This is a genomic window from Streptomyces saintjeani (assembly GCF_055409605.1).
The window spans coordinates 2,173,989-2,193,774 of sequence record NZ_CP189624.1; the positions used below are offsets into that span (position 1 = coordinate 2,173,989).

At 71.7% G+C, this 19,786-nt stretch carries 15 protein-coding genes and 1 riboswitch; of the genes, 13 read left to right on the forward strand and 2 right to left on the reverse strand.

The window, feature by feature from the left end; translation table 11 throughout:
- Window positions 1–130: 130 nt before the first annotated feature.
- Window positions 131–271: riboswitch (cobalamin riboswitch) on the forward strand.
- 101 nt (window positions 272–372) lie between these two features.
- Genes ACQCO7_RS09695 through cobI form a run of 7 tightly spaced genes read left to right on the forward strand, consistent with a single transcriptional unit; the run spans window position 373 to window position 11,253 of the window.
- Complete coding sequence (locus ACQCO7_RS09695) at window positions 373–1,329, forward strand: cobalamin biosynthesis protein (protein WP_464071424.1); 957 nt, start codon at window positions 373–375, stop codon at window positions 1,327–1,329.
- Window positions 1,326–2,834 carry a cobyric acid synthase gene (locus ACQCO7_RS09700; protein WP_464071425.1) on the forward strand — a complete coding sequence of 503 codons (1,509 nt, stop codon included), beginning with the start codon at window positions 1,326–1,328 and terminating at the stop codon, window positions 2,832–2,834. Before ACQCO7_RS09695 ends, ACQCO7_RS09700 begins: the two co-directional genes overlap by 4 nt.
- Complete coding sequence (gene cobN, locus ACQCO7_RS09705) at window positions 2,831–6,481, forward strand: cobaltochelatase subunit CobN (RefSeq protein WP_464071426.1); 3,651 nt, start codon at window positions 2,831–2,833, stop codon at window positions 6,479–6,481. The genes ACQCO7_RS09700 and cobN overlap by 4 nt, the downstream gene beginning before the upstream one ends.
- Window positions 6,478–8,463: a putative cobaltochelatase gene (locus ACQCO7_RS09710; RefSeq protein ID WP_464071427.1), complete on the forward strand. Its 1,986-nt coding sequence runs from the start codon at window positions 6,478–6,480 to the stop codon at window positions 8,461–8,463. Before cobN ends, ACQCO7_RS09710 begins: the two co-directional genes overlap by 4 nt.
- Window positions 8,463–9,062 (forward strand): cob(I)yrinic acid a,c-diamide adenosyltransferase, encoded by a 600-nt coding sequence (gene cobO, locus ACQCO7_RS09715; protein WP_464071428.1) that lies wholly within the window; start codon window positions 8,463–8,465, stop codon window positions 9,060–9,062. The genes ACQCO7_RS09710 and cobO overlap by 1 nt, the downstream gene beginning before the upstream one ends.
- Window positions 9,056–10,507, forward strand: a complete 1,452-nt coding sequence (locus ACQCO7_RS09720; protein WP_464071429.1) for a cobyrinate a,c-diamide synthase — start codon at window positions 9,056–9,058, stop codon at window positions 10,505–10,507. Before cobO ends, ACQCO7_RS09720 begins: the two co-directional genes overlap by 7 nt.
- Window positions 10,504–11,253 (forward strand): precorrin-2 C(20)-methyltransferase, encoded by a 750-nt coding sequence (gene cobI / locus ACQCO7_RS09725; protein WP_464071430.1) that lies wholly within the window; start codon window positions 10,504–10,506, stop codon window positions 11,251–11,253. Before ACQCO7_RS09720 ends, cobI begins: the two co-directional genes overlap by 4 nt.
- Before the next feature lie 170 nt (window positions 11,254–11,423).
- Here cobI and ACQCO7_RS09730 read toward each other — a convergent pair whose 3' ends face one another.
- Window positions 11,424–12,269 carry a ZIP family metal transporter gene (locus tag ACQCO7_RS09730; protein WP_464071431.1) on the reverse strand — a complete coding sequence of 282 codons (846 nt, stop codon included), beginning with the start codon at window positions 12,267–12,269 and terminating at the stop codon, window positions 11,424–11,426.
- A gap of 115 nt (window positions 12,270–12,384) precedes the next feature.
- Here ACQCO7_RS09730 and cobM point away from each other — a divergent pair, with 115 nt between their 5' ends.
- The 6 genes from cobM to cobC are packed head-to-tail and all read left to right on the forward strand — an operon-like array spanning window position 12,385 to window position 18,708.
- Complete coding sequence (gene cobM / locus ACQCO7_RS09735; protein WP_464071432.1) at window positions 12,385–13,206, forward strand: precorrin-4 C(11)-methyltransferase; 822 nt, start codon at window positions 12,385–12,387, stop codon at window positions 13,204–13,206.
- Window positions 13,203–14,438, forward strand: coding sequence for a precorrin-6y C5,15-methyltransferase (decarboxylating) subunit CbiE (gene cbiE / locus ACQCO7_RS09740; protein ID WP_464071433.1), 1,236 nt, complete (start codon window positions 13,203–13,205; stop codon window positions 14,436–14,438). The genes cobM and cbiE overlap by 4 nt, the downstream gene beginning before the upstream one ends.
- A complete protein-coding gene (gene cobJ / locus ACQCO7_RS09745; RefSeq protein ID WP_464071434.1) occupies window positions 14,435–16,117 on the forward strand; it encodes a precorrin-3B C(17)-methyltransferase in 1,683 nt (560 codons plus the stop codon). The genes cbiE and cobJ overlap by 4 nt, the downstream gene beginning before the upstream one ends.
- Window positions 16,114–16,728 carry a precorrin-8X methylmutase gene (locus ACQCO7_RS09750; RefSeq protein WP_464071435.1) on the forward strand — a complete coding sequence of 205 codons (615 nt, stop codon included), beginning with the start codon at window positions 16,114–16,116 and terminating at the stop codon, window positions 16,726–16,728. The genes cobJ and ACQCO7_RS09750 overlap by 4 nt, the downstream gene beginning before the upstream one ends.
- On the forward strand, window positions 16,725–17,654 hold the full coding sequence (locus ACQCO7_RS09755) for a sirohydrochlorin chelatase (RefSeq protein ID WP_464071436.1): 930 nt from the start codon (window positions 16,725–16,727) through the stop codon (window positions 17,652–17,654). The genes ACQCO7_RS09750 and ACQCO7_RS09755 overlap by 4 nt, the downstream gene beginning before the upstream one ends.
- The gene (gene cobC, locus ACQCO7_RS09760; protein ID WP_464071437.1) at window positions 17,644–18,708 is read left to right on the forward strand and encodes an Rv2231c family pyridoxal phosphate-dependent protein CobC; all 1,065 of its coding nucleotides are present in this window, start codon (window positions 17,644–17,646) and stop codon (window positions 18,706–18,708) included. Before ACQCO7_RS09755 ends, cobC begins: the two co-directional genes overlap by 11 nt.
- Before the next feature lie 138 nt (window positions 18,709–18,846).
- Here cobC and ACQCO7_RS09765 read toward each other — a convergent pair whose 3' ends face one another.
- Window positions 18,847–19,737: an SCO1860 family LAETG-anchored protein gene (locus ACQCO7_RS09765; protein WP_464071438.1), complete on the reverse strand. Its 891-nt coding sequence runs from the start codon at window positions 19,735–19,737 to the stop codon at window positions 18,847–18,849.
- Between the last annotated feature and the right edge of the window lie 49 nt (window positions 19,738–19,786).

Genomic DNA, 19,786 nt, shown 5'->3' on the forward strand with positions numbered 1-19,786 from the left:
GCAACCGTTTGCACAACCCCGTGCGGCTTCGGCTGTGCGGGGTTTCGTGCGTGGGTGTGGGCCGGGTCACGGGTGGGGCCGTGTGGGGTTCTGCACACTCCGCTCTCGCAGGTCAACGGTGAGTTGACGGGTGTTTGAGGCCCGTGGTGGACTGCCAGGGCCATGTACGGCGGCTCAGGAGGAAGTCCGGTGCGAATCCGGCGCGGTCCCGCCACTGTGACCGGGGTAGTCATCCCCGGGAGCCAGGAACTCCCACCGCCGGTCTCGTCGAACCAGGGCGTGGACACCCTGAGTGAGGACATACCGCCATGCTCGGCCGCCGATTGAGGAACCGACTCCGACCGCCGACCGTTCCCACGGCCGGCTGAGCCGATGGGTGCCGATCGCATCTACGCGTACGGCGCCGCCGCCGGACTCCTCGGTGACCTGCTGTTCGGCGATCCCCGCCGGGGGCATCCGGTCGCCGCGTTCGGGCGCGCCGCGGTGTCTGTGGAGCGGGCGTTGTGGCGCGACCACCGGGGGTGGGGGGCGCTGCACACGGCTGTCTGCGCGGGGGGCGCGGTGGCTCTCGGCGCGGCCTCGCAGGCTGCCGTACGCCGCTCCCCCGCCGCTTCCCTCGCCCTGACCGGCGTCGCCACCTGGGCGGTCGTCGGCGGTACCTCCCTCGCCCGCGAGGCCCGGCACATCGGGCGGTCGCTGGCGGCCGGGGACGTCGACGCGGCGCGGGCGCGGCTGCCGCACCTGTGCGGGCGCGATCCGCAGGCGCTGGACGCCGACGGGATCGCGCGGGCCGTTGTGGAATCGGTTGCTGAGAACACGTCCGACGCGGTGGTGGGCGCGCTGGTGTGGGGGGCCGTGGGCGGGGTGCCGGGGCTGCTCGGGTTCCGGGCCGTCAACACGCTCGACGCGATGGTGGGGCACCGGTCGCCCCGGCACCTGCGGTACGGGTGGGCCTCGGCCCGGCTCGACGACGTCGCCGGGTGGCCGGGGGCCCGGCTGACGGCCGTGCTCGCGTGTGTCGCCGGGGACGATGCGCGGGGGGCTGTGCGGGCCTGGCGGGCGGACGCGGTGACGCATCCGAGCCCCAACGCGGGGCCGGTGGAGGCGTCGTTCGCGGGGGCGTTGGGGGTGCGGATGGGGGGGACCTTGTCCTATGCGGGTCGTGTTGAACACCGGCCCGTGCTCAACGGGGGTGGACGCGGGGTCGTCGTCGGGGACATCGAGCGGGCGGTACGGCTGTCCCGGCGGGTGAGTTGGCTGGCGCTGGGGGCGACGGTCGCTGGACGGATGTTGTGTAAACGGTTGCTGAAAAAGGGGGCCAGCGTATGAGCGGCGGGCTACTGGTCGCCGGGACCACCTCCGACGCCGGGAAGAGTGTCGTCACCGCCGGGATCTGCCGGTGGCTCGTACGGCAGGGCGTGAAGGTCGCGCCCTTCAAGGCGCAGAACATGTCCCTCAACTCGTTCGTGACCCGCGAGGGTGCCGAGATCGGGCGGGCGCAGGCCATGCAGGCGCAGGCGTGCCGGATCGAGCCGACCGCGCTGATGAACCCCGTGCTGCTGAAGCCCGGCGGGGAGCGGAGCAGTCAGGTCGTGCTGATGGGGAAGCCCGTCGGCGAGATGGACGCGCGCCGGTATCACGGGGGCCGGCAGGAGCAGCTTCTCGGGACGGTGCTCGACTGCCTCGCCGAACTCCGGTCCACGCACGACGTGGTGATCTGCGAGGGCGCCGGATCGCCCGCCGAGATCAACCTGCGGCGCACCGACATCGTCAACATGGGCATCGCCCGGGGCGCGGGGCTCCCTGTGCTGGTGGTCGGGGACATCGACCGGGGCGGCGTCTTCGCCTCGTTCTTCGGGACGGTCGCCCTGCTCTCGCCGGAGGACCAGGCACTGGTCGCCGGGTTCCTGGTGAACAAGTTCCGCGGCGATGTGTCGCTGCTGGAACCGGGGCTGGAGATGCTGCGCGGGCTGACCGGACGGTCGACGTACGGGGTGCTGCCGTTCAGGCCGGGCCTCGGGATCGACGAGGAGGACGGCATGGCGGTGTCCCTGCGGGGCGCCGTACGGGAGTCCTCGCTCGCGCCGCCGGTCGGTGACGAGATCCTCCGGGTCGCCGTCTGCGCCGTGCCGTTGATGTCGAACTTCACGGACGTGGACGCGCTGGCCGCCGAGCCCGGCGTGGTGGTGCGGTTCGTGGACCGGCCGGAGGAACTCGCGGACGCGGACCTGGTCGTCGTACCCGGAACTCGGGGGACGGTGAAGGCACTTGAGTGGCTGCGACAGCGGGGGCTGGCCGTCGAGCTGGCGCGCAGGGCCGCCGCCGGGAGGCCGACTCTGGGGATCTGCGGCGGTTTTCAGCTGCTCGGCGAGCGGATCGAGGACGACGTCGAGTCGCGCGCCGGGGTCGTCGACGGGCTCGGACTGCTGCCCGTGCGGGTGCGGTTCGCCCGGGAGAAGACCTTGACCCGGCCGGTGGGCGAGGCCCTCGGGGAGCGGGTCGAGGGGTACGAGATTCATCACGGGATCGCCGAAGTCGTAGGCGGCGACCCCTTCTTGGACGGCTGCCGGGTCGGCGCCGTCTGGGGTACGCACTGGCACGGCTCCCTGGAGTCGGACGGCTTCCGACGGGCCTTTCTGCGCGAGGTGGCGGCTGCCGCGGGCCGCCGTTTCGTGCCCGCCGAGGACACCTGCTTCGCCGCGCTGCGCGAGCGACAGCTCGATCTGCTCGGCGACTTGATCGAACAGCACGCGGACACAGACGCGCTTCTGCGACTCATCGAGTCGGGAGCGCCGCAAGGACTGCCCTTCATCCCCCCGGGAGCGCCCGCATGAGCACAGTTTTGCTGTTGTCGACCGCCGACACGGACCTGTTGGCGGCGCGCGCCTCCGGCGCCCCGTACCGGATCGGCAACCCGACCCGGGTGGACGTCACCGGGGAACTCCCGGCGCTGATCGAGGGCGCCGACATCGCTGTCGTCCGGCTCCTGGGCGGCAAGCGGGCCTGGGAGGACGGGCTCGCGGCGCTCAAGTCGGCGGGGATTCCCACCGTGTTGCTGGGCGGCGAGACCGTGCCGGACGCGGAGCTGATGGCCGAGTCGTCGGTGCCGGCCGGGGTCGTGGCGGAGGCGCTGCGCTACCTCGTCGAGGGCGGGTCGGCGAACCTCGTCGAACTCGCCCGATTCCTCTCCGACACCGTGCTGTTGACCGGTGAGGGGTTCGAAGAGCCCCAGAAGATGCCGGAGTTCGGGGTTCACGGGTCTTTTGAGATCCGCGAGGACCGTCCCACCGTCGGCGTTCTCTTCTACCGGGCCCACGAGTTGAGCGGCAACACCTCCTTCGTCGACACCCTGTGCGACGCGATCGAGGCGCGCGGCGCCAACGCGCTTCCCGTGTACTGCGGTTCGCTGCGCGGCGCGGACGCCGGGCTGTACGAACTCCTGGGCGGGGCCGACGCGTTGGTGGCGACCGTCCTCGCGGCCGGCGGCACACACGCCTCGGACGCCTCGGCCGGCGGTGACGAGGAGGCGTGGGACATCGGCGCGCTCGCCGACCTCAACATCCCTGTGCTGCAAGGGCTCTGCCTCACCTCGTCGCGCGCGGCGTGGGACGAGTCGGACGCCGCGCTCTCCCCCATGGACGCGGCGATGCAGGTCGCGATCCCCGAGTTCGACGGGCGGATCATCACCGTCCCGTTCTCCTTCAAGGAGCAGGGCCCGGACGACGTCCCGGTGTACGTCGCCGACCCCGAGCGGGCCGGGCGGGTCGCCGGAATCGCCGTACGGCACGCGCAGTTGAAGCACAAGCCGAACGCGGAGAAGAAGGTCGCGCTGGTCTTCACGGCGTACCCGACGAAGCACTCCCGGGTCGGCAACGCGGTCGGTCTGGACACGCCCGCTTCGGCGGTGCGGGTGCTGGACGCGCTGCGGGACGCCGGGTACGGGGTCAGTGGATACCCGTCCGAGGGCGACGAGTTGATCCACCGGCTCATCGAGGCCGGTGGCCATGACGTGGAGTGGCTGACCGAGGAGCAGTTGGCGTCCGCGCCCGCGCGGGTGCCGCTCGCGGACTACCAGGCGTGGTTCGGGAAGCTGGACCCGGAGTTGCGGGACGCGATGACCGAGGCGTGGGGCGAGCCGCCGGGGTCGCTGTACGTCGACGGGGACGACATCGTCCTGGCCTCCCTCCAGTTCGGGAACGTCGTCGTGATGATCCAGCCGCCGCGCGGCTTCGGGGAGAACCCGATCGCGATCTACCACGACCCGGACATGCCGCCGTCGCACCACTACATGGCCGCGTACCGCTGGCTGGACAACTCCTTCGGCGCCGACGCGATCATCCACATGGGCAAGCACGGCACGATGGAGTGGCTGCCGGGCAAGGGCCTTGGCCTGAGCGGCGGTTGCGCTCCGGACGCCGTGCTCGGTGAACTGCCGCTGATCTACCCGTTCATCGTCAACGACCCCGGCGAGGGGACGCAGGCGAAGCGGCGCGGGCACGCGACCGTCGTCGACCACCTGGTGCCGCCGATGGCCCGCGCGGACACGTACGGGGACCTCGCGAAGCTGGAGCAGCTCCTCGACGAGTACGCCCTCGTGAGCGATCTCGACCCGGTGAAGGCGCCTGCGGTGCGGGCGCAGATCTGGACGCTGGTGAAGGCCGCCGAGCTGCATCACGACCTGCATGTCGACGAGCAGCCGGGGGACGACGCCTTCGACGAGTTCGTCATGCACATCGACGGCTACCTCTGTGAGATCAAGGACGTGCAGATCCGCGACGGGCTGCACATCCTCGGCGGCGGACCGGTCGACGAGGCTCGCGTGAACCTCGTGCTGGCCGTGCTGCGCGCCTCCCAGGTGTGGGGCGGCCAGGCGAACGCGCTGCCGGGTCTGCGGGCCTCCTTCGCCGCCCATTTCGGGCTGGTCGAGAAGGAGTTGCTCGCCGAGCCGGGGGCCGCGCTGAAGGTGCCGGTGGAGTTGAGCGAGCTGGTGGAGGGTCCCGCGCGGACCGCCGCCGACGCGATCGACCTGCTGGAGCAGCTCTGCCGGCGGGTCGCGCTCGGGATGGAGGAGCGGGGCTGGGCGGTGGAGGCCGTGCCCGCTCTGGTGCGTGAGGTACTCGGGACCGAACTGCCGGACGCCGTCGCCGTGTTGGAGTTCGCGTGCGATGAGGTCGTGCCCCGGCTGGCCCGTACGACGGACGAGATCGGCCACATCTTGCGTGCGCTGGACGGGGGTTACGTCCCCGCCGGGCCCTCCGGGTCGCCGACGCGCGGTCTCGTCAACGTCCTGCCGACCGGCCGCAACTTCTACTCCGTCGACCCCAAGGCCATTCCCTCGCGGTTGAGTTGGGAGGTCGGGCAGGCGCTCGCGGACTCGCTCGTGCAGCGGTATCTGGCGGACACCGGGGAGTACCCGAAGTCCGTGGGGCTCACCGTCTGGGGCACCTCCGCGATGCGTACCCAGGGCGACGACATCTCCGAGATCCTCGCGCTGCTGGGCTGCCGTCCGGTGTGGGACGACGCGTCCCGCCGCGTCACCGGGTTCGAGGTCGTCCCCCTGGACGAACTGGGGCGCCCCCGCATCGACGTCACCGTCCGCATCTCCGGCTTCTTCCGGGACGCGTTCCCGCACGTCGTGGGGTTGCTCGACGACGCCGTACGCGCGGTCGCCGACCTGGACGAGCCCGCCTCGGGGAACTTCGTCAAGGCGCACGCCGACGAGGACACGGCCGAGCACGGCGACCGACGCCGGGCCACCGCCCGGATCTTCGGCTCCAAGCCAGGTGCGTACGGGGCCGGGTTGCTGCCGCTGATCGACGCGCGGAACTGGCGGTCGGACGCGGATCTCGCCGAGGTGTACGCGGTGTGGGGTGGTTACGCGTACGGGCGGGGGCTGGACGGGCAGGCGGCTCGGGGGGACATGGAGACGGCGTTCAAGCGGATCGCGGTCGCCGCGAAGAATGTGGACACGAGGGAACATGACCTCGTCGACGCCGACGACTATTTCCAGTACCACGGCGGCATGGTCGCCATGGTGCGGCACCTCACCGGCGCCAACCCCGAGGCGTACGTGGGGGATTCGGCGACGCCGGACCAGGTGAAAACCCGCACGCTCGGCGAGGAGACCCACCGCGTGTTCCGCGCGCGGGTGGTCAACCCCCGCTGGATGGCGGCGATGCGGCGGCACGGGTACAAGGGCGCGTTCGAGATGGCCGCGACCGTGGACTACCTGTTCGGGTACGACGCCACGGCCGGTGTCGTGGACGACTGGATGTACGAGAAGCTCAGCGCGGAGTACGTCTTCGACCCGGAGAACCGGGACTTCATGAAGAAGTCCAACCCGTGGGCGCTGCGCGGGATCACGGAGCGGCTGCTTGAGGCCGCCGACCGTGGGCTGTGGGCGGAGCCCGACGCGGACACGCTGGAGCGGCTGCGTGCCACGTACCTGGAGCTTGAAGGCGACTTGGAGGGCGACCAGTGAGTACTCCGTTTCCGTTCACGGCAGTTGTGGGGCAGGACGATCTGCGGCTCGCGTTGCTGTTGAACGCCGTGTCTCCCGCTGTCGGCGGCGTCTTGGTGCGTGGCGAGAAGGGCACCGCGAAGAGCACCGCCGTGCGGGCGCTTTCGGCGTTGCTGCCGGAAGTGTCGGTGGTCGCGGGGTGCCGGTTCTCCTGTGATCCTTCCGCCCCTGATCCCGCCTGCCCGGATGGGCCGCACGAGGCCGGGGGCGGGACCCAACGGGCCGCCCGTATGGTCGAGTTGCCCGTCGGGGCGTCCGAGGACCGGCTCGTCGGGGCGCTCGACATCGAGCGGGCGCTCGCCGAGGGTGTGAAGGCGTTCGAGCCGGGGCTGCTCGCCGACGCGCATCGCGGGATTCTGTACGTCGACGAGGTCAACCTCTTGCACGACCACCTCGTCGACCTGTTGCTCGACGCCGCCGCGATGGGGGCGTCGTACGTCGAGCGTGAGGGCGTGTCCGTGCGGCACGCCGCTCGGTTCCTGCTCGTCGGGACCATGAATCCCGAGGAAGGCGAACTCAGGCCGCAGTTGCTCGACCGGTTCGGGCTGACCGTCGAGGTCGCCGCCTCCCGGGAGCCCGATCAGCGCGTCGAGGTCGTGCGGCGGCGGCTCGCCTACGACGACAACCCCACCGAGTTCTCGGCGCGTTGGGCCGGTGAGGAGACTGCCGTACGGCAACGGATCGTCGCCGCGCGGGAGTTGTTGCCGTCCGTGCGGCTCGGGGACGGGGCGTTGCGGCAGATCGCGGCGACCTGTGCGGCGTTCGAGGTCGACGGGATGCGGGCCGACATCGTGATGGCGCGTACCGCTACCGCGCTGGCCGCGTGGGCGGGGCGGACCGAGGTGCTGGCGGAGGATGTGCGGCAGGCCGCGTTGCTGGCGCTGCCTCATCGTCGTAGGCGAAATCCCTTTGACGCGCCGGGACTTGACGAGGACAAGCTCGACGAGACGTTGGAGGAGTTCTCGGGGGAGTCTCCCGAGGACGACCCCGATCCGGACGGGCCCGGTGGGGGTGGCGGGCAGCCGTCGCCTTCGCCGGAGGACGGGCCGCAGGGTGGGGACAGTGCCGCCCAGCCCGAGGCCGGTGAGGGCGGCGCGCCGGTCGGGGGCGGGGAGCAGTCCGCCGTACGGGCCTCCGAGCCGTTCCGTACCAAGGTGTTGAGCGTGCCGGGGATCGGTGAGGGGGCTGCCGGGCGGCGGTCTCGGGCGCGTACCGAGCACGGTCGTACGACAGGGGCCCGGCGGCCTCAAGGGGCGCTCACCAAGCTGCACTTGGCGGCCACCGTGCAGGCCGCCGCGCCGCATCAGCGGGCTCGGGGGCGGTCCGGGCCGGGGCTGGTGGTGCGGCGGGACGATCTGCGGCAGGCGTCGCGGGAGGGGCGGGAGGGGAACCTCGTCCTGTTCGTCGTCGACGCGTCCGGGTCCATGGCCGCCCGGCAGCGGATGAGTGCCGTGAAGGGGGCCGTGGTGTCGTTGCTGCTCGACGCGTACCAGCGGCGCGACAAGGTGGGGCTGGTGACGTTCCGGGGGACCTCCGGGGACCTCGCGCTGCCTCCCACCTCGTCCGTCGACGCCGCTGCCGCGCGGCTGGAGTCGCTGCCGACCGGGGGGCGTACGCCTCTTGCCGCCGGGCTGCTGAAAGCCCATGACGTGCTGCGCGTCGAGCGGTTGCGGGATCCGGCTCGGCGGGCGCTCGTCGTCGTCGTGACCGATGGGCGGGCCACCGGAGGGCCCGAGCCTGTCGCTCTTGCCGGGCGTGCCGCTCGGTTGTTCGCCGCCGACGGGGTCGCCTCCGTCGTCGTCGACTGTGAGTCGGGGCCTGTGCGGTTGGGGCTCGCGGGGCAGCTCGCGGGTGAGCTGGGGGGTACGGCCGTGACGCTCGACGAGCTGCGGGCCGATTCGATTGCCGGGCTGGTCAAGGATGTTCAGAGGAGGGCCGCGTAATGCCTCAGGGGCAGCCGAGTGTGGTGCCGGACGACGGACTGACGACCCGTCAGCGTCGTAATCGGCCACTTGTCGTCGTACACACGGGAGTCGGTAAGGGGAAGTCGACCGCCGCGTTCGGGCTTGCCCTGCGCGCCTGGAATCAGGGGTGGCCCATCGGGGTGTTCCAGTTCGTCAAGTCCGCGAAGTGGAAGGTCGGGGAGGAGAACGCCCTTCGGGTGCTCGGGGCTTCCGGTGAGGGCGGGTCCGTCGACTGGCACAAGATGGGTGAGGGGTGGTCCTGGGTCCAGCGGGACGACCAGATGGACAACGAGGAGAAGGCCAGGGAGGGTTGGGAGCAGGTCAAGCGCGATCTCGCCGCCGAGACGTACCAGCTGTACGTGCTCGACGAGTTCGCGTATCCGATGCACTGGGGGTGGGTCGACACCGATGAGGTCGTCGACGTGCTGCGCAATCGGCCTGGTACCCAGCATGTTGTGATCACCGGGCGCAACGCTCCCGAGAAGCTGGTCGGCATCGCCGATCTCGTCACCGACATGTCCAAGGTCAAGCATCCGATGGACGCGGGGCAGAAGGGGCAGCGGGGTATCGAGTGGTGAGGTCCGTTCCTCGGCTGGTCATCGCCGCACCGTCCTCCGGGAGCGGGAAGACCACTGTTGCCACGGGGTTGATGGCCGCGTTCGCCGCGCGGGGGGTTGTCGTGTCTCCGCACAAGGTGGGGCCGGACTACATCGATCCCGGGTATCACTCGCTGGCCGCTGGGCGGGTGGGGCGGAATCTCGACGCGTACCTCTGTGGGCCGGAGTTGGTCGCTCCCCTGTTCCTCCACGGGGCTCAGGGGTGCGACCTCGCCATCGTCGAGGGTGTCATGGGGATGTACGACGGGGCCGCCGGTGAAGGGGAGTTGGCGTCCACGGCCCAGGTCGCCAAGTTGTTGCGGGCGCCGGTGGTGCTGGTCGTCGACGCGTCGTCGCAGTCCCGGTCCGTCGCCGCGCTCGTGCATGGGTTCGTTTCCTGGGATCCCGAGGTCCGGGTGGGGGGTGTGATCCTCAACAAGGTGGCGTCCGACCGGCATGAGGAGTTGTTGCGGGAGGCGTTGGAGGAGGTCGGGGTGGCGGTGTTGGGGGTGTTGCGGCGGGTTGCTCAAGTGGATGTGCCCGCGCGGCATTTGGGGTTGGTGCCGGTGGTTGAGCGGCGGGGGGAGGCTGTTGAGGCGGTGGCGGCGATGGCTTCGCAGGTCGAGGCGGGGTGTGATCTGGAGGCGTTGATGCAAGTGGCCCGAGGTGCTGGGGAGTTGGGGGGCGATGTGTGGAGTCCGGGTGCGGCTCTGAGTTTTTCGCCCCCGCCGCCCCTTCCCGATCCCAACCCTGGGGGCTGCCGCCCCCAGCCCCCCGCTTCGGCCCTGAAAGGGCCTCGTCCTCAAGCGCCGGACAGGCTGGAAAGGCCTGTTGTGGCCATTGCCGGTGGGGCCGCTTTCAGTTTTTCCTATGCCGAACACGCCGAACTGCTCAGCGCCGCCGGGGCCGACGTCGTGACCTTTGATCCGTTGCGGGACGAAGCGCTTCCCGACGGGACCGCCGGGCTTGTCATCGGGGGCGGGTTTCCCGAGGTGTACGCCTCCGAGTTGTCCGGAAACGAGGCTCTGCGCAAGGCCGTTACCTCGTTGGCCGAGGGTGGGGCTCCTGTTGCCGCCGAGTGTGCCGGGCTGCTTTATCTGTGCCGGGAGCTCGACGGGGTTCCCATGTGCGGAGTTGTCGATGCCTCCGCCCGGATGAGTGAGCGGCTGACCCTCGGGTATCGGGATGCCGTCGCCGTCAGCGAGAGCGTGCTCGCCGGGGTCGGGACGCGGATGCGGGGGCACGAGTTTCATCGGACCGTTGTCGAGCCGGGGGCCGGCGCCGCTCCTGCCTGGGGGTTTCGGGGGGCTCGGGGTCGAGTGGAGGGGTTCGTGGCGCGTAATGTGCACGCGAGTTATTTGCACACGCATTGGGCCGGCGAGCCCGGTGTGGCCCGTCGGTTCGTGGAGAGGTGCCGGACGTCATGAGCAGCAAGCTGGTCGGGGTCGGTGTGGGGCCGGGGGATCCGGAGCTGGTGACCGTCAAGGGGGTCAACGCGCTGCGGGACGCGGATGTCGTCGTCGTACCCGTCATGGCTGCGCCTGACGGAAAAGACGGGGGCGAGCGGGGACGCGCCGAGGCGACGGTGCTGCACTACGTCCCGGAGGACAAGGTCGTACGGATCGTCTTCGCGTTGAACGAGCGCAGTGACCGCGGTCGGCGTGAGGCCGCCTGGGACGCCGCCGGGGAGCGGGTCGCCGGGTTGTTGCGGGAACATGCGGCTGTTGCGTTCGCGACCATCGGGGACCCGAACGTGTATTCGACGTTCACGTATCTCGCGCAGACCGTCGCGGAGCTGGTACCGGGGACGGTCGTCGAGACCGTGCCGGGGATCACGGCGATGCAGGACCTCGCGGCGCGGTCGGGGGCCGTGCTGACGGAGGGGACCGAGCCGTTGACGCTGGTGCCGGTGACGGCGGGGGCGGCGGTGCTGAAGGAGGCACTGGCGGGGGCCGGGACCGTCGTGGCGTACAAGTTCGGGCGGCAGGCGGCGGAGGTCGTCGAGGCGCTCCGGGAGACCGGGCGGATCGAGGGGGCCGTGTGGGGGGCTTCGCTGGGGCTTGAGGGCGAGACCGTGCGGGCCGCGTCGGAGCTGGACGGGGAGCCGTTGCCGTATCTGTCGACGCTGATCTCGCCGGCGCGGCGGGGCAGCGGGCGGGGTGGGAAGTTGTGAGACCGGTTGCTGTGGGGGTTGTGGAGCCGCGTTCCGTCGTACGGCGGCGGGTTGTGCAAGCGGTTGCACAACAGGGGTCGGGCCGGGAGCAGCGGTCGGGCCGGCGGTTTGTGCAAGCGGTTGCACAACGGTCGTCGGCCCGCGAGTTTGTGCAACCGTTTCCGCAACCCTCACCCCGCCAGTCCCACCACCAGCCAGATGAACGCCACCCCCGCGATCGTGCACAGGACCGTCGAGCGGGCCGGGTGGTCGTGGTGGGCCTCGGGGAGGATCTCGGCGGCGGCGAGGTAGAGGAGAGCGCCGCCGAAGAAGCCGAGATAGCCGCCGAGCAGTTGCTCCGGGACGGTGATGAACGTCGTCGAGAGGGCGCCGGCGACGGGGGCCGCGGCGTCCGCGAACAGCATGGTCAGGGCCTTGCGGCGGGCGTTTCCGTAGAGGCTCGTGATCGTGTACGTGTTGAAGCCGTCGGCGAAGTCGTGGGCGATGACGGCGAGCGCGACGGCCGTCCCCATACCCCCGCCGACCTGGAAGGCCGCGCCGATGGCGACGCCGTCCATGGCGCTGTGGCCGACCATCGCGGCGGCGGCCGTGAGACCGACCTCGGGGGCGCGGCCGTCGCGGAGCCTCCGGGGCGCGTCGGTGTCGAGTGGTCGAGCGCGCGGAGGCCCGAAGGGCTGAGCACGGTCGGCCGCTCGACACCGACTGGAGCGCGCCGGAGGCGGAGCCGAGTAAAGGTGCTCTTCCGCGCCGTGCGCGGCCTGGCGGAGCGCGAGGAGGCGTTCCACCAGATGGGCCAGCAGGAACCCCGCGACGAAGAGCAGGAGGGCGGCGGGGACGCCGTACACCTCGTTGCCCGCCGCGTCGAGGGCCTCGGGGAGCAGGTCGAGGCCGACGACGCCCAGCATCAGGCCGCCCGCCAGGCCCAGCACCAGATGGCGGCGGTCGGTCACCCGCTGTGCCGTCCAGCCGCCGGCCAGCGTCATCAGGAACGCGCCGAGCGCGACGAAGACCGCCATGAGGACTTCGTATCCGATCTCCCCTTGTTCGCGCATGTCCGCAGGTCGGCGGCCCGTACGGCCGTCGGTGTGCCGGTAACGCTCCAGTAACCCCTTTCTGAAAGGACTCTCCCCCATGGCCGATGCCCCCACCGGCAAGGTGACGTTCGTCGGTGCCGGCCCCGGCGCCGCCGATCTGCTGACGTTCCGGGCCGCCCGGGCCATAGCCGAGGCGGACGTGGTGATCTGGGCGGCGAGCCTGGTCCAGGCGGAGGTGCTGGAACATGCGCGCGAGGGGTCGGAGATCCTCGACTCGGCGACGATGTCGCTGGAGGACGTCGTCGCCGTGTACGAGCGCGCGTACCTGGACGGCCTGAAGGTGGCCCGCATCCACTCCGGTGACCCGGCGCTGTGGGGCGGGACGCAGGAGCAGCTCGACCGGTGCGAGGAACTCGGCATCGAGACGGAGATCGTGCCCGGGGTGTCGTCGTTCTCGGCGGTCGCGGCGATCGCGGGGCGCGAGCTGACGGTCCCGGAGGTCTCGCAGTCCGTCGTCCTGACCCGCCTCGGCGGCGGCAAGACGCCGATGCCGCCCGGCGAGGAGGTGCGGGAGTTCGCGCGGCACGGTACGACGATGGCCGTCTTCCTGTCGGCGGCGCGCAGCGGACAGCTCGTGCGGGAGCTGCTCGAAGGGGGTTACCCGACGTCGACGCCGGTCGTGATCGCCTACCAGGCCACGTGGCCCGAGGAGTTGGTCGTGCGGTGCACGATCGAGACGCTGGAGGAGACCGTCAAGGAGCACAAGCTGTGGAAGCACACGCTGTTCCTGATCGGCCCGGCGCTCGGCGCGCGCGGCACCCGCTCGCACCTCTACCACCCCGGCCACTTCCACGGGTACCGCAAGGCCGACCCGGAGGCCCGCAAGGCGCTGCGGCGTGAACGGGGTGCGAGTACGTGATCACCGTCGTCGGTACGGGGACCGGGTCGCCGGTTCCCCAAGAGGTGCTGGACGGCGCGGAGTTGGTCGTCGGGGGGCGGCGGCATCTGTCCGCGGTCGCGCTTCCCGAGGGTGCCTCGACGATCGTTCTCGGCCCGCTCGCGCCCGCGTTCGACGTCGTGGAGAAGTACGTCGGTGAGGGGCGGCGCGTCGTCGTGCTCGCCTCCGGTGATCCGGGGTTCTTCGGGGTCGTGCGGTCGCTCGCCGAGCGGTTCGGGCCGGGGGCGCTGGACGTGCGGCCGGGGGTGTCGTCGGTGGCGACCGCCTTCGCCCGGCTGGGAGTTGTCTGGGACGACGCGGTCGTGGTGAGCGCGCACGGGCGGGACCCCCGGGTCGCCGTGAACGTGTGCCGGGCGTTTCCCAAGGTGGCCGTGTTGACCGGGCCCGGGGGCGGGCCCGCCGAGCTGGGGGCCGGACTCCTCGGGTACGAGCGGGAGTTGGTCGTCGGGACGGCGCTGGGTGATCCGGCGCTGGAGCGGGTCGAGCGGGTGACGCCGAAGGAGGCGGCTGCGCGGGACTGGGGTACGGCGGTGAGTGTCGTGCTGTGTCTCGACGCGCGGCGTTCCCGTACTCAAGTGCGGTCGCTGGCCGGGGGGTTCGCCTTTCCGGAGGGGTGGGCCCTGGCGGAGGGCGACTTCGCGCACCGGGACTCGATGATCACGAAGTTCGAGGTGCGGGCGCTCGCGCTGGCCCGACTCGGGCCCCGGGCCGGGGAGTTGGTGTGGGACGTGGGGTCCGGGTCGGGGTCCGTGGCCGTGGAGTGCGCGCGGTTCGGGGCTGCCGTGTCGGCCGTCGAGAAGGCGGCGGACGGGGTGGAGCGGGTGCGGGCGAACGCCGCCGCGCACGGGGTCGACGTCCATGTGGTGCATGGGGTCGCGCCTGCCGTGCTGGCTGAACTCGACGATCCTGACGCCGTGTTCGTGGGCGGTGGGGGCGGTGAGCTGCCCGCCATCGTCGCCGAGTGCGCCCGTCGGGCACGGCGCGTGGTCGTCGTGGCGATGGCCGCGCTCGACCGGGTGCCCGCCGTGCGGGCGGCGCTGTCCGGTGCCGGGTTCTCCTGTGACGGGGTGCTGTTGCAGTCGTCGCGGCTCGCGCCGCTGCCGGGGGATGTGACGCGGCTCGCGGCCACCAATCCCGTGTTTCTGCTGTGGGGCGTGCGAACGTCCTTTTCTGACGAAGGAGTTGCTCAGTGATCGGCCTGATTTCCGCCACGTCGGCGGGGGCTGCGGCACGGGACCGGCTGGCCGTGGCCTGGCCGGACCGTACGCGGGTGTACGACGGGGCGGTGGGGGACGCCCTGCGGGCCGCGTTCGCGGAGTGCGAGCAGGTGGTGTGCTTCCTGGCGACGGGGGCGACGGTGCGGATCCTCGCGCCGCTGCTGTCGGACAAGGGGGCCGATCCCGGGGTGGTGTGTGTCGACGAGGGCGGGCGGTTCGCCGTGTCGCTGCTCGGCGGGCATGGCGGTGGGGCCAATGAACTCGCCGTGGAGGTCGGGGAGTTGCTGGGGGCTCAGCCTGTGGTGACCACGGCGACGGACTCCGTCGGGGTGGCCGGTCTTGACATGCTCGGGGTGCCGGTCGAGGGTGATGTGGCGGCCGTGTCGCGGGCTCTGCTCGACGGGGAGCCGGTCGTGCTGGAGGCGGAGGTGCCGTGGCCGTTGCCTCCGGTGCCGTTCGCCGCCGACGGTTCGTACACGGTGCGGTTGACGGACCGCGCTGTCCAACCGGCCTCCCGGGAAGTCCTGTTGCGTCCGCCGTCCCTCGTCGTCGGTGTCGGCGCCTCCAGGGGTGCGCCCGTCGACGAGGTGCTGTCGGTGATCGAGGACGCCTTGCGGGACGCGGGGTTGTCGGCGCGCAGTGTCGCTCGACTCGCCACGGTGGACGCCAAGTCGGAGGAGCCCGGCATCCTGGAGGCCGCCGCGCGGCTCGGGGTGTCCGTGGTGACGTACTCCGCCGAGGAGTTGGCCGGGGTCGAGGTGCCGAATCCCTCGGACGCGCCGCTCGCCGCCGTGGGGACGCCGTCCGTCGCGGAGGCCGCCGCGCTGGTCGGGGGTGGTGAACTCCTCGTCCCCAAGCGGAAGTCGGCGGGTTCTCCGGCGATGGCGACCTGTGCTGTCGTACGGCTTCCCGTGCGGGGGCGCCTCGCGGTGGTCGGGCTCGGTCCGGGGGCCCGGGATCTCCTCACGCCGCGCGCGAAGGCGGAGTTGCGGCGGGCGTCCGTGCTCGTCGGCCTGGATCAGTACGTCGATCAGGTCCGCGACCTGCTGCGGCCCGGAACTGTCGTGCTGGAGTCGGGACTTGGCGCCGAGGAGGAGCGCGCGCGGACCGCTGTCGCCGAGGCGCGCAAGGGTCGGGCCGTCGCGCTGATCGGCAGCGGGGACGCGGGCGTGTACGCGATGGCGTCGCCCGCGCTGGCCGAGGCATCGGACGACATCGACGTCATCGGCGTACCCGGGGTGACCGCCGCGCTCGCGGCCGGGGCGATCCTGGGGGCGCCGCTCGGGCACGACCACGTGTCGATCAGCCTCTCCGACCTGCACACGCCGTGGGAGGTCATCGAGCGGCGCGTACGGGCGGCGGCCGAGGCCGACTTGGTCGTCACGTTCTACAACCCCCGTTCGCGGGGCCGGGACTGGCAGTTGCCGAAGGCGCTGGCGCTGCTGTCCGAGCACCGGTCGGCGTCGACCCCCGTCGGGGTCGTACGGAACGCCTCGCGCGCCGACGAGTCGAGCCGGGTGTCCACCCTGGGTGAACTCGACCCGGCGACGGTCGACATGATGACCGTCGTGACCGTGGGCAACACGGCCACCAGGATCATCGCGGGGCGCATGGTGACGCCGCGCGGCTACCGCTGGCAGGAGGAGGCGCGGTGAGCCCGATCGCAGGGGACCCGACGAACCGGGTCGTCCACCCCATCGAGCAGGAGTCCTTCCGGCGGCTGCGCGCCCGCCTGGACACCTCGCACTTCCCGCCCCTGTCGCGGGCGGTGGTGGAGCGGGTCATCCACTCCGCCGCCGATCTGGATTACGCGGCCGATCTCGTCCTGGACGAGGGCGAGTTGGCGGCGGCGCACATCGCGCTGCACGCCGGTGCGCCCGTCGTCGTCGACGTGGAGATGGTCGCGGCCGGCATCACCCGGCGGGAGACCGTCTGCCGGCTGAAGGACGCCAGGTCCGGCCCGGGGCTGACCCGTTCGGCCCACGCGGTCCGGCTGGCGTACGAGGAGGTCGGGCCGGGGGCGATCTGGGTGATCGGCTGTGCGCCGACCGCGCTGGAGGAGCTGCTGACCCTGGACGCCTCCCCCGCCCTCGTCATCGGTCTGCCCGTCGGGTTCGTCGGGGCGGCCGAGTCGAAGGCCGCGCTGCGCGGGAGCGGGCTGCCCGCCGTGTCCAACGTGTCCGAGAAGGGCGGTTCGGCGGTTGCCGCCGCCGCGCTCAACGCCCTGCTGTACCAACCGAGTTCCGCTTCCGAGGAGATTCAGTGACCACCCCGCCGCCCGCCCTGCTCATCGCCGGCCACGGCACCCGGGACGACGCCGGTGCCGAGGCGTTCCGCGACTTCGTACGGGAGTTGGGGCGCCGCAACCCTCAACTGCCGGTCGCCGGGGGCTTCATCGAGCTGTCTCCGCCGCCACTCGGCGACGCCGTGACCGAACTGGTGGAGCAGGGCGTCCGCCGCTTCGCCGCCGTGCCGCTGATGCTGGTGTCCGCCGGGCACGCCAAGGGCGACATCCCCGCCGCGCTCGCCCGCGAGAAGGAGCGCCACCCCGGGATCTCGTACACCTACGGCCGTCCGCTGGGCCCGCATCCGGCTCTGCTCGCCGTCCTGGAGCGGCGGTTGGAGGAGGCGCTCGGCGGTTCGTCCGCACGTACGCCCGAGGACCGTGCCGACGTCATGGTGCTGCTCGTCGGGCGCGGTTCGACCGACCCCGACGCCAACGCCGAGGTGTACAAGGCGGCCCGGCTCCTGTGGGAGGGGCGTGGGTACGCCGGTGTCGAGACCGCGTTCGTGTCGCTCGCGGCGCCGGACGTGCCGAGCGGGCTCGACCGGTGCGTGAAGCTGGGGGCGCGGCGGATCGTCGTCCTCCCCTACTTCCTGTTCACCGGCATCCTGCCGGACCGGGTCCGCCACCAGACCGAGGGGTGGGCCGCCGCGCATCCCGAGGTGGAGGTCTTCTCCGCCGAAGTCATAGGCCCCGAGCCGGAGTTGCTGGATCTGGTGATGGAGCGGTACGCGGAGGCCGTCCAGGGCGACATCCGGATGAACTGCGACTCGTGCGTGTACCGGATCGCGCTGCCCGGCTTCGAGGACAAGGTGGGGGCGGCGCAGCAGCCGCACTTCCACCCCGACGACGACGGCCACCATCACCACGGCCACTCCCACGGCCACTCGCACTCCCATGCCCACTGACAGCCACGATCTGCGCCACCACGGCGACGCCGAGGTCCGCGACGACGGTTCCCACCTCGTCGACCTCGCCGTCAACGTCCGTACGGACACGCCGCCTTCGTGGCTGCGGGCGCACATCGCCGACTCGCTGACCGGCCTGGCCGCCTATCCCGACGGCCGGGCCGCGCGGGCCGCCGTCGCGGCGCGGCACGGGCTGCCGGTGGAGCGGGTGCTGCTGACGGCGGGGGCGGCGGAGGCGTTCGTGCTGCTGGCTCGCGCCCTGAAGGTCCGTCAGCCTGTCGTCGTGCACCCGCAGTTCACCGAGCCCGAGGCGGCCCTTCGGGATGCCGGGCACGGTGTGGGGCGCGTACTGCTGCGGGCCGAGGACGGGTTCCGGCTGGACCCGGGGCTGGTTCCCGAGGACGCGGACCTGGTGGTGATCGGCAACCCGACGAATCCGACGTCGGTGTTGCACCCCTCCTCGTCGATCACCGGACTCGCCCGTCCTGGGCGGGTGTTGGTGGTCGACGAGGCGTTCATGGACGCGGTGCCGGGTGAGCGGGAGACACTCGCCGGGCGAACTGACGTACCCGGCTTGGTGGTTCTGCGGAGTCTGACGAAGACGTGGGGGCTGGCGGGGCTGCGGATCGGGTACGTGCTGGCGGAGCCGGAGGTCATCCGGGCGCTGGAGCGGGCGCAGCCACTGTGGCCGGTGTCGACGCCCGCGTTGGCGGCTGCGGAGGCGTGTGTGTCGGCGCGGGCGTTGGCGGAGGCGGAGGGGGCGGCGCGGCGGATCGCCGTCGACCGGGCTCATCTGGTGGACGGGTTGCGGGAGTTGGGGGTTCACGTGGTGGGGCCGGCGGAGGGGTCGTTCGTGTTGGTGCGGGTTCCTGGGGCGGAGGTTGTGCGGGAGCGGTTGCGGGAGTCGGGGTACGCCGTGCGGCGGGGGGACACGTTTCCGGGGCTGGACGGGGAGTGGTTGAGGTTGGCGGTGAGGGACAGGGGGACGACGGAGGGGTTCTTGGCTGTGCTGGAGAAGGTACTGGGCGGACGCCGAGCGTCGTTGGGTGCATGAGAAAGGGCCGGGTGACCTGCGTTCTTTTAGGGGCGCGGGGCTGTGTCGATCTGCGGCTACCGCCGCGTGGGCGCGACCAGCCACTACGGCGCTGCACCCGCCACTGTTCCCCGCCCCCTCCCCCTCCCCCTTTAGGCGCTAGTTCCTCCGCCCCCGCCGAGCCAGAAACACCGCTCCCCCACCCACCGCGAGCAACGCGGCAGCACCACCGGCGATGTACGGCGTACTCGAACTACCCCCGGTCTCCGCGAGGTTCGCCTCGACCGGCTCCCCCTTCGGCTCGACAGCAGCCTCCTCGGCCTCCCCCTGGGGCTCGGTCTGCCGCACCGGAGCCGCAGGCGTCTCGCAGGTCGACTTGACCAGCGTCAACGACCCCTGTACCTCGGCGACGTTGAGGCTCAACGGATTGACGCTGACGGAGAGTTCGAGCGCGGTGGCCGCAGCCGTACGGGACGTGGTCTCCCGCTTGGACAGATCGAGCCGCACCTCCCCCACCCCGGGCACCTTGACCTCGGTCGTCCCTCCGGCGGACACCGTCACCTTCTTGCCCAGCACGGTCACCGCCCCCAGCAGATTGGCGTCGGCGACAGGCGCCTTCCCGACCTCGCAGACCGCCTTGGAGCTGACCGCCTCGATCTCGACGAGGGACAGCAACGGCAACCCGGGAACGTGAAGTTTCGCGTGGGCGAGCCGACTTGACGCCTCGGCCTTGCTCTCCTGGACATCCGCCTTCGCCTCGGCGACATCCGCACGGAGGACGCTGAACGGCTGCCCCTTGTCGACCCCGTCCAGCGTCGCCGTGAGCGCGGTCTTCTCCGCGGACGCGGGCGCCTGGACCTCGTTCAGCGAGACGGCCAGGGGGACTTGGACCGTCTTGTTGAGGAGGGAGACGTCAAGCCCGGTGCGCAGGACGACGGCACCGGCACGACCTTGCTCGGTAGCATGCGCGGCACTCGCGCCGGCCAGGACCGCGGGACCTGCGGCCAGGACGGTAGCCGTCGCCATCGCGGCGAAACGGCGTGCGGGCATACGGAAGTTGGTGTTAGTCACTGTGGTGGGACCCTCAGTAGTGATTGCT

Coding starts and splice junctions, on each gene's coding strand:
- ACQCO7_RS09695 (WP_464071424.1), top strand. CDS start 373: ATGGGTGCCGATCGCATCTACGCGTACGGCGCCGCCGCCGGACTCCTC.
- ACQCO7_RS09700 (WP_464071425.1), top strand. CDS start 1,326: ATGAGCGGCGGGCTACTGGTCGCCGGGACCACCTCCGACGCCGGGAAG.
- cobN (WP_464071426.1), top strand. CDS start 2,831: ATGAGCACAGTTTTGCTGTTGTCGACCGCCGACACGGACCTGTTGGCG.
- cobO (WP_464071428.1), top strand. CDS start 8,463: ATGCCTCAGGGGCAGCCGAGTGTGGTGCCGGACGACGGACTGACGACC.
- cobI (WP_464071430.1), top strand. CDS start 10,504: ATGAGCAGCAAGCTGGTCGGGGTCGGTGTGGGGCCGGGGGATCCGGAG.
- ACQCO7_RS09730 (WP_464071431.1), bottom strand. CDS start 12,269: ATGGCGGTCTTCGTCGCGCTCGGCGCGTTCCTGATGACGCTGGCCGGC.
- cobM (WP_464071432.1), top strand. CDS start 12,385: ATGGCCGATGCCCCCACCGGCAAGGTGACGTTCGTCGGTGCCGGCCCC.
- cobC (WP_464071437.1), top strand. CDS start 17,644: ATGCCCACTGACAGCCACGATCTGCGCCACCACGGCGACGCCGAGGTC.
- ACQCO7_RS09765 (WP_464071438.1), bottom strand. CDS start 19,737: ATGCCCGCACGCCGTTTCGCCGCGATGGCGACGGCTACCGTCCTGGCC.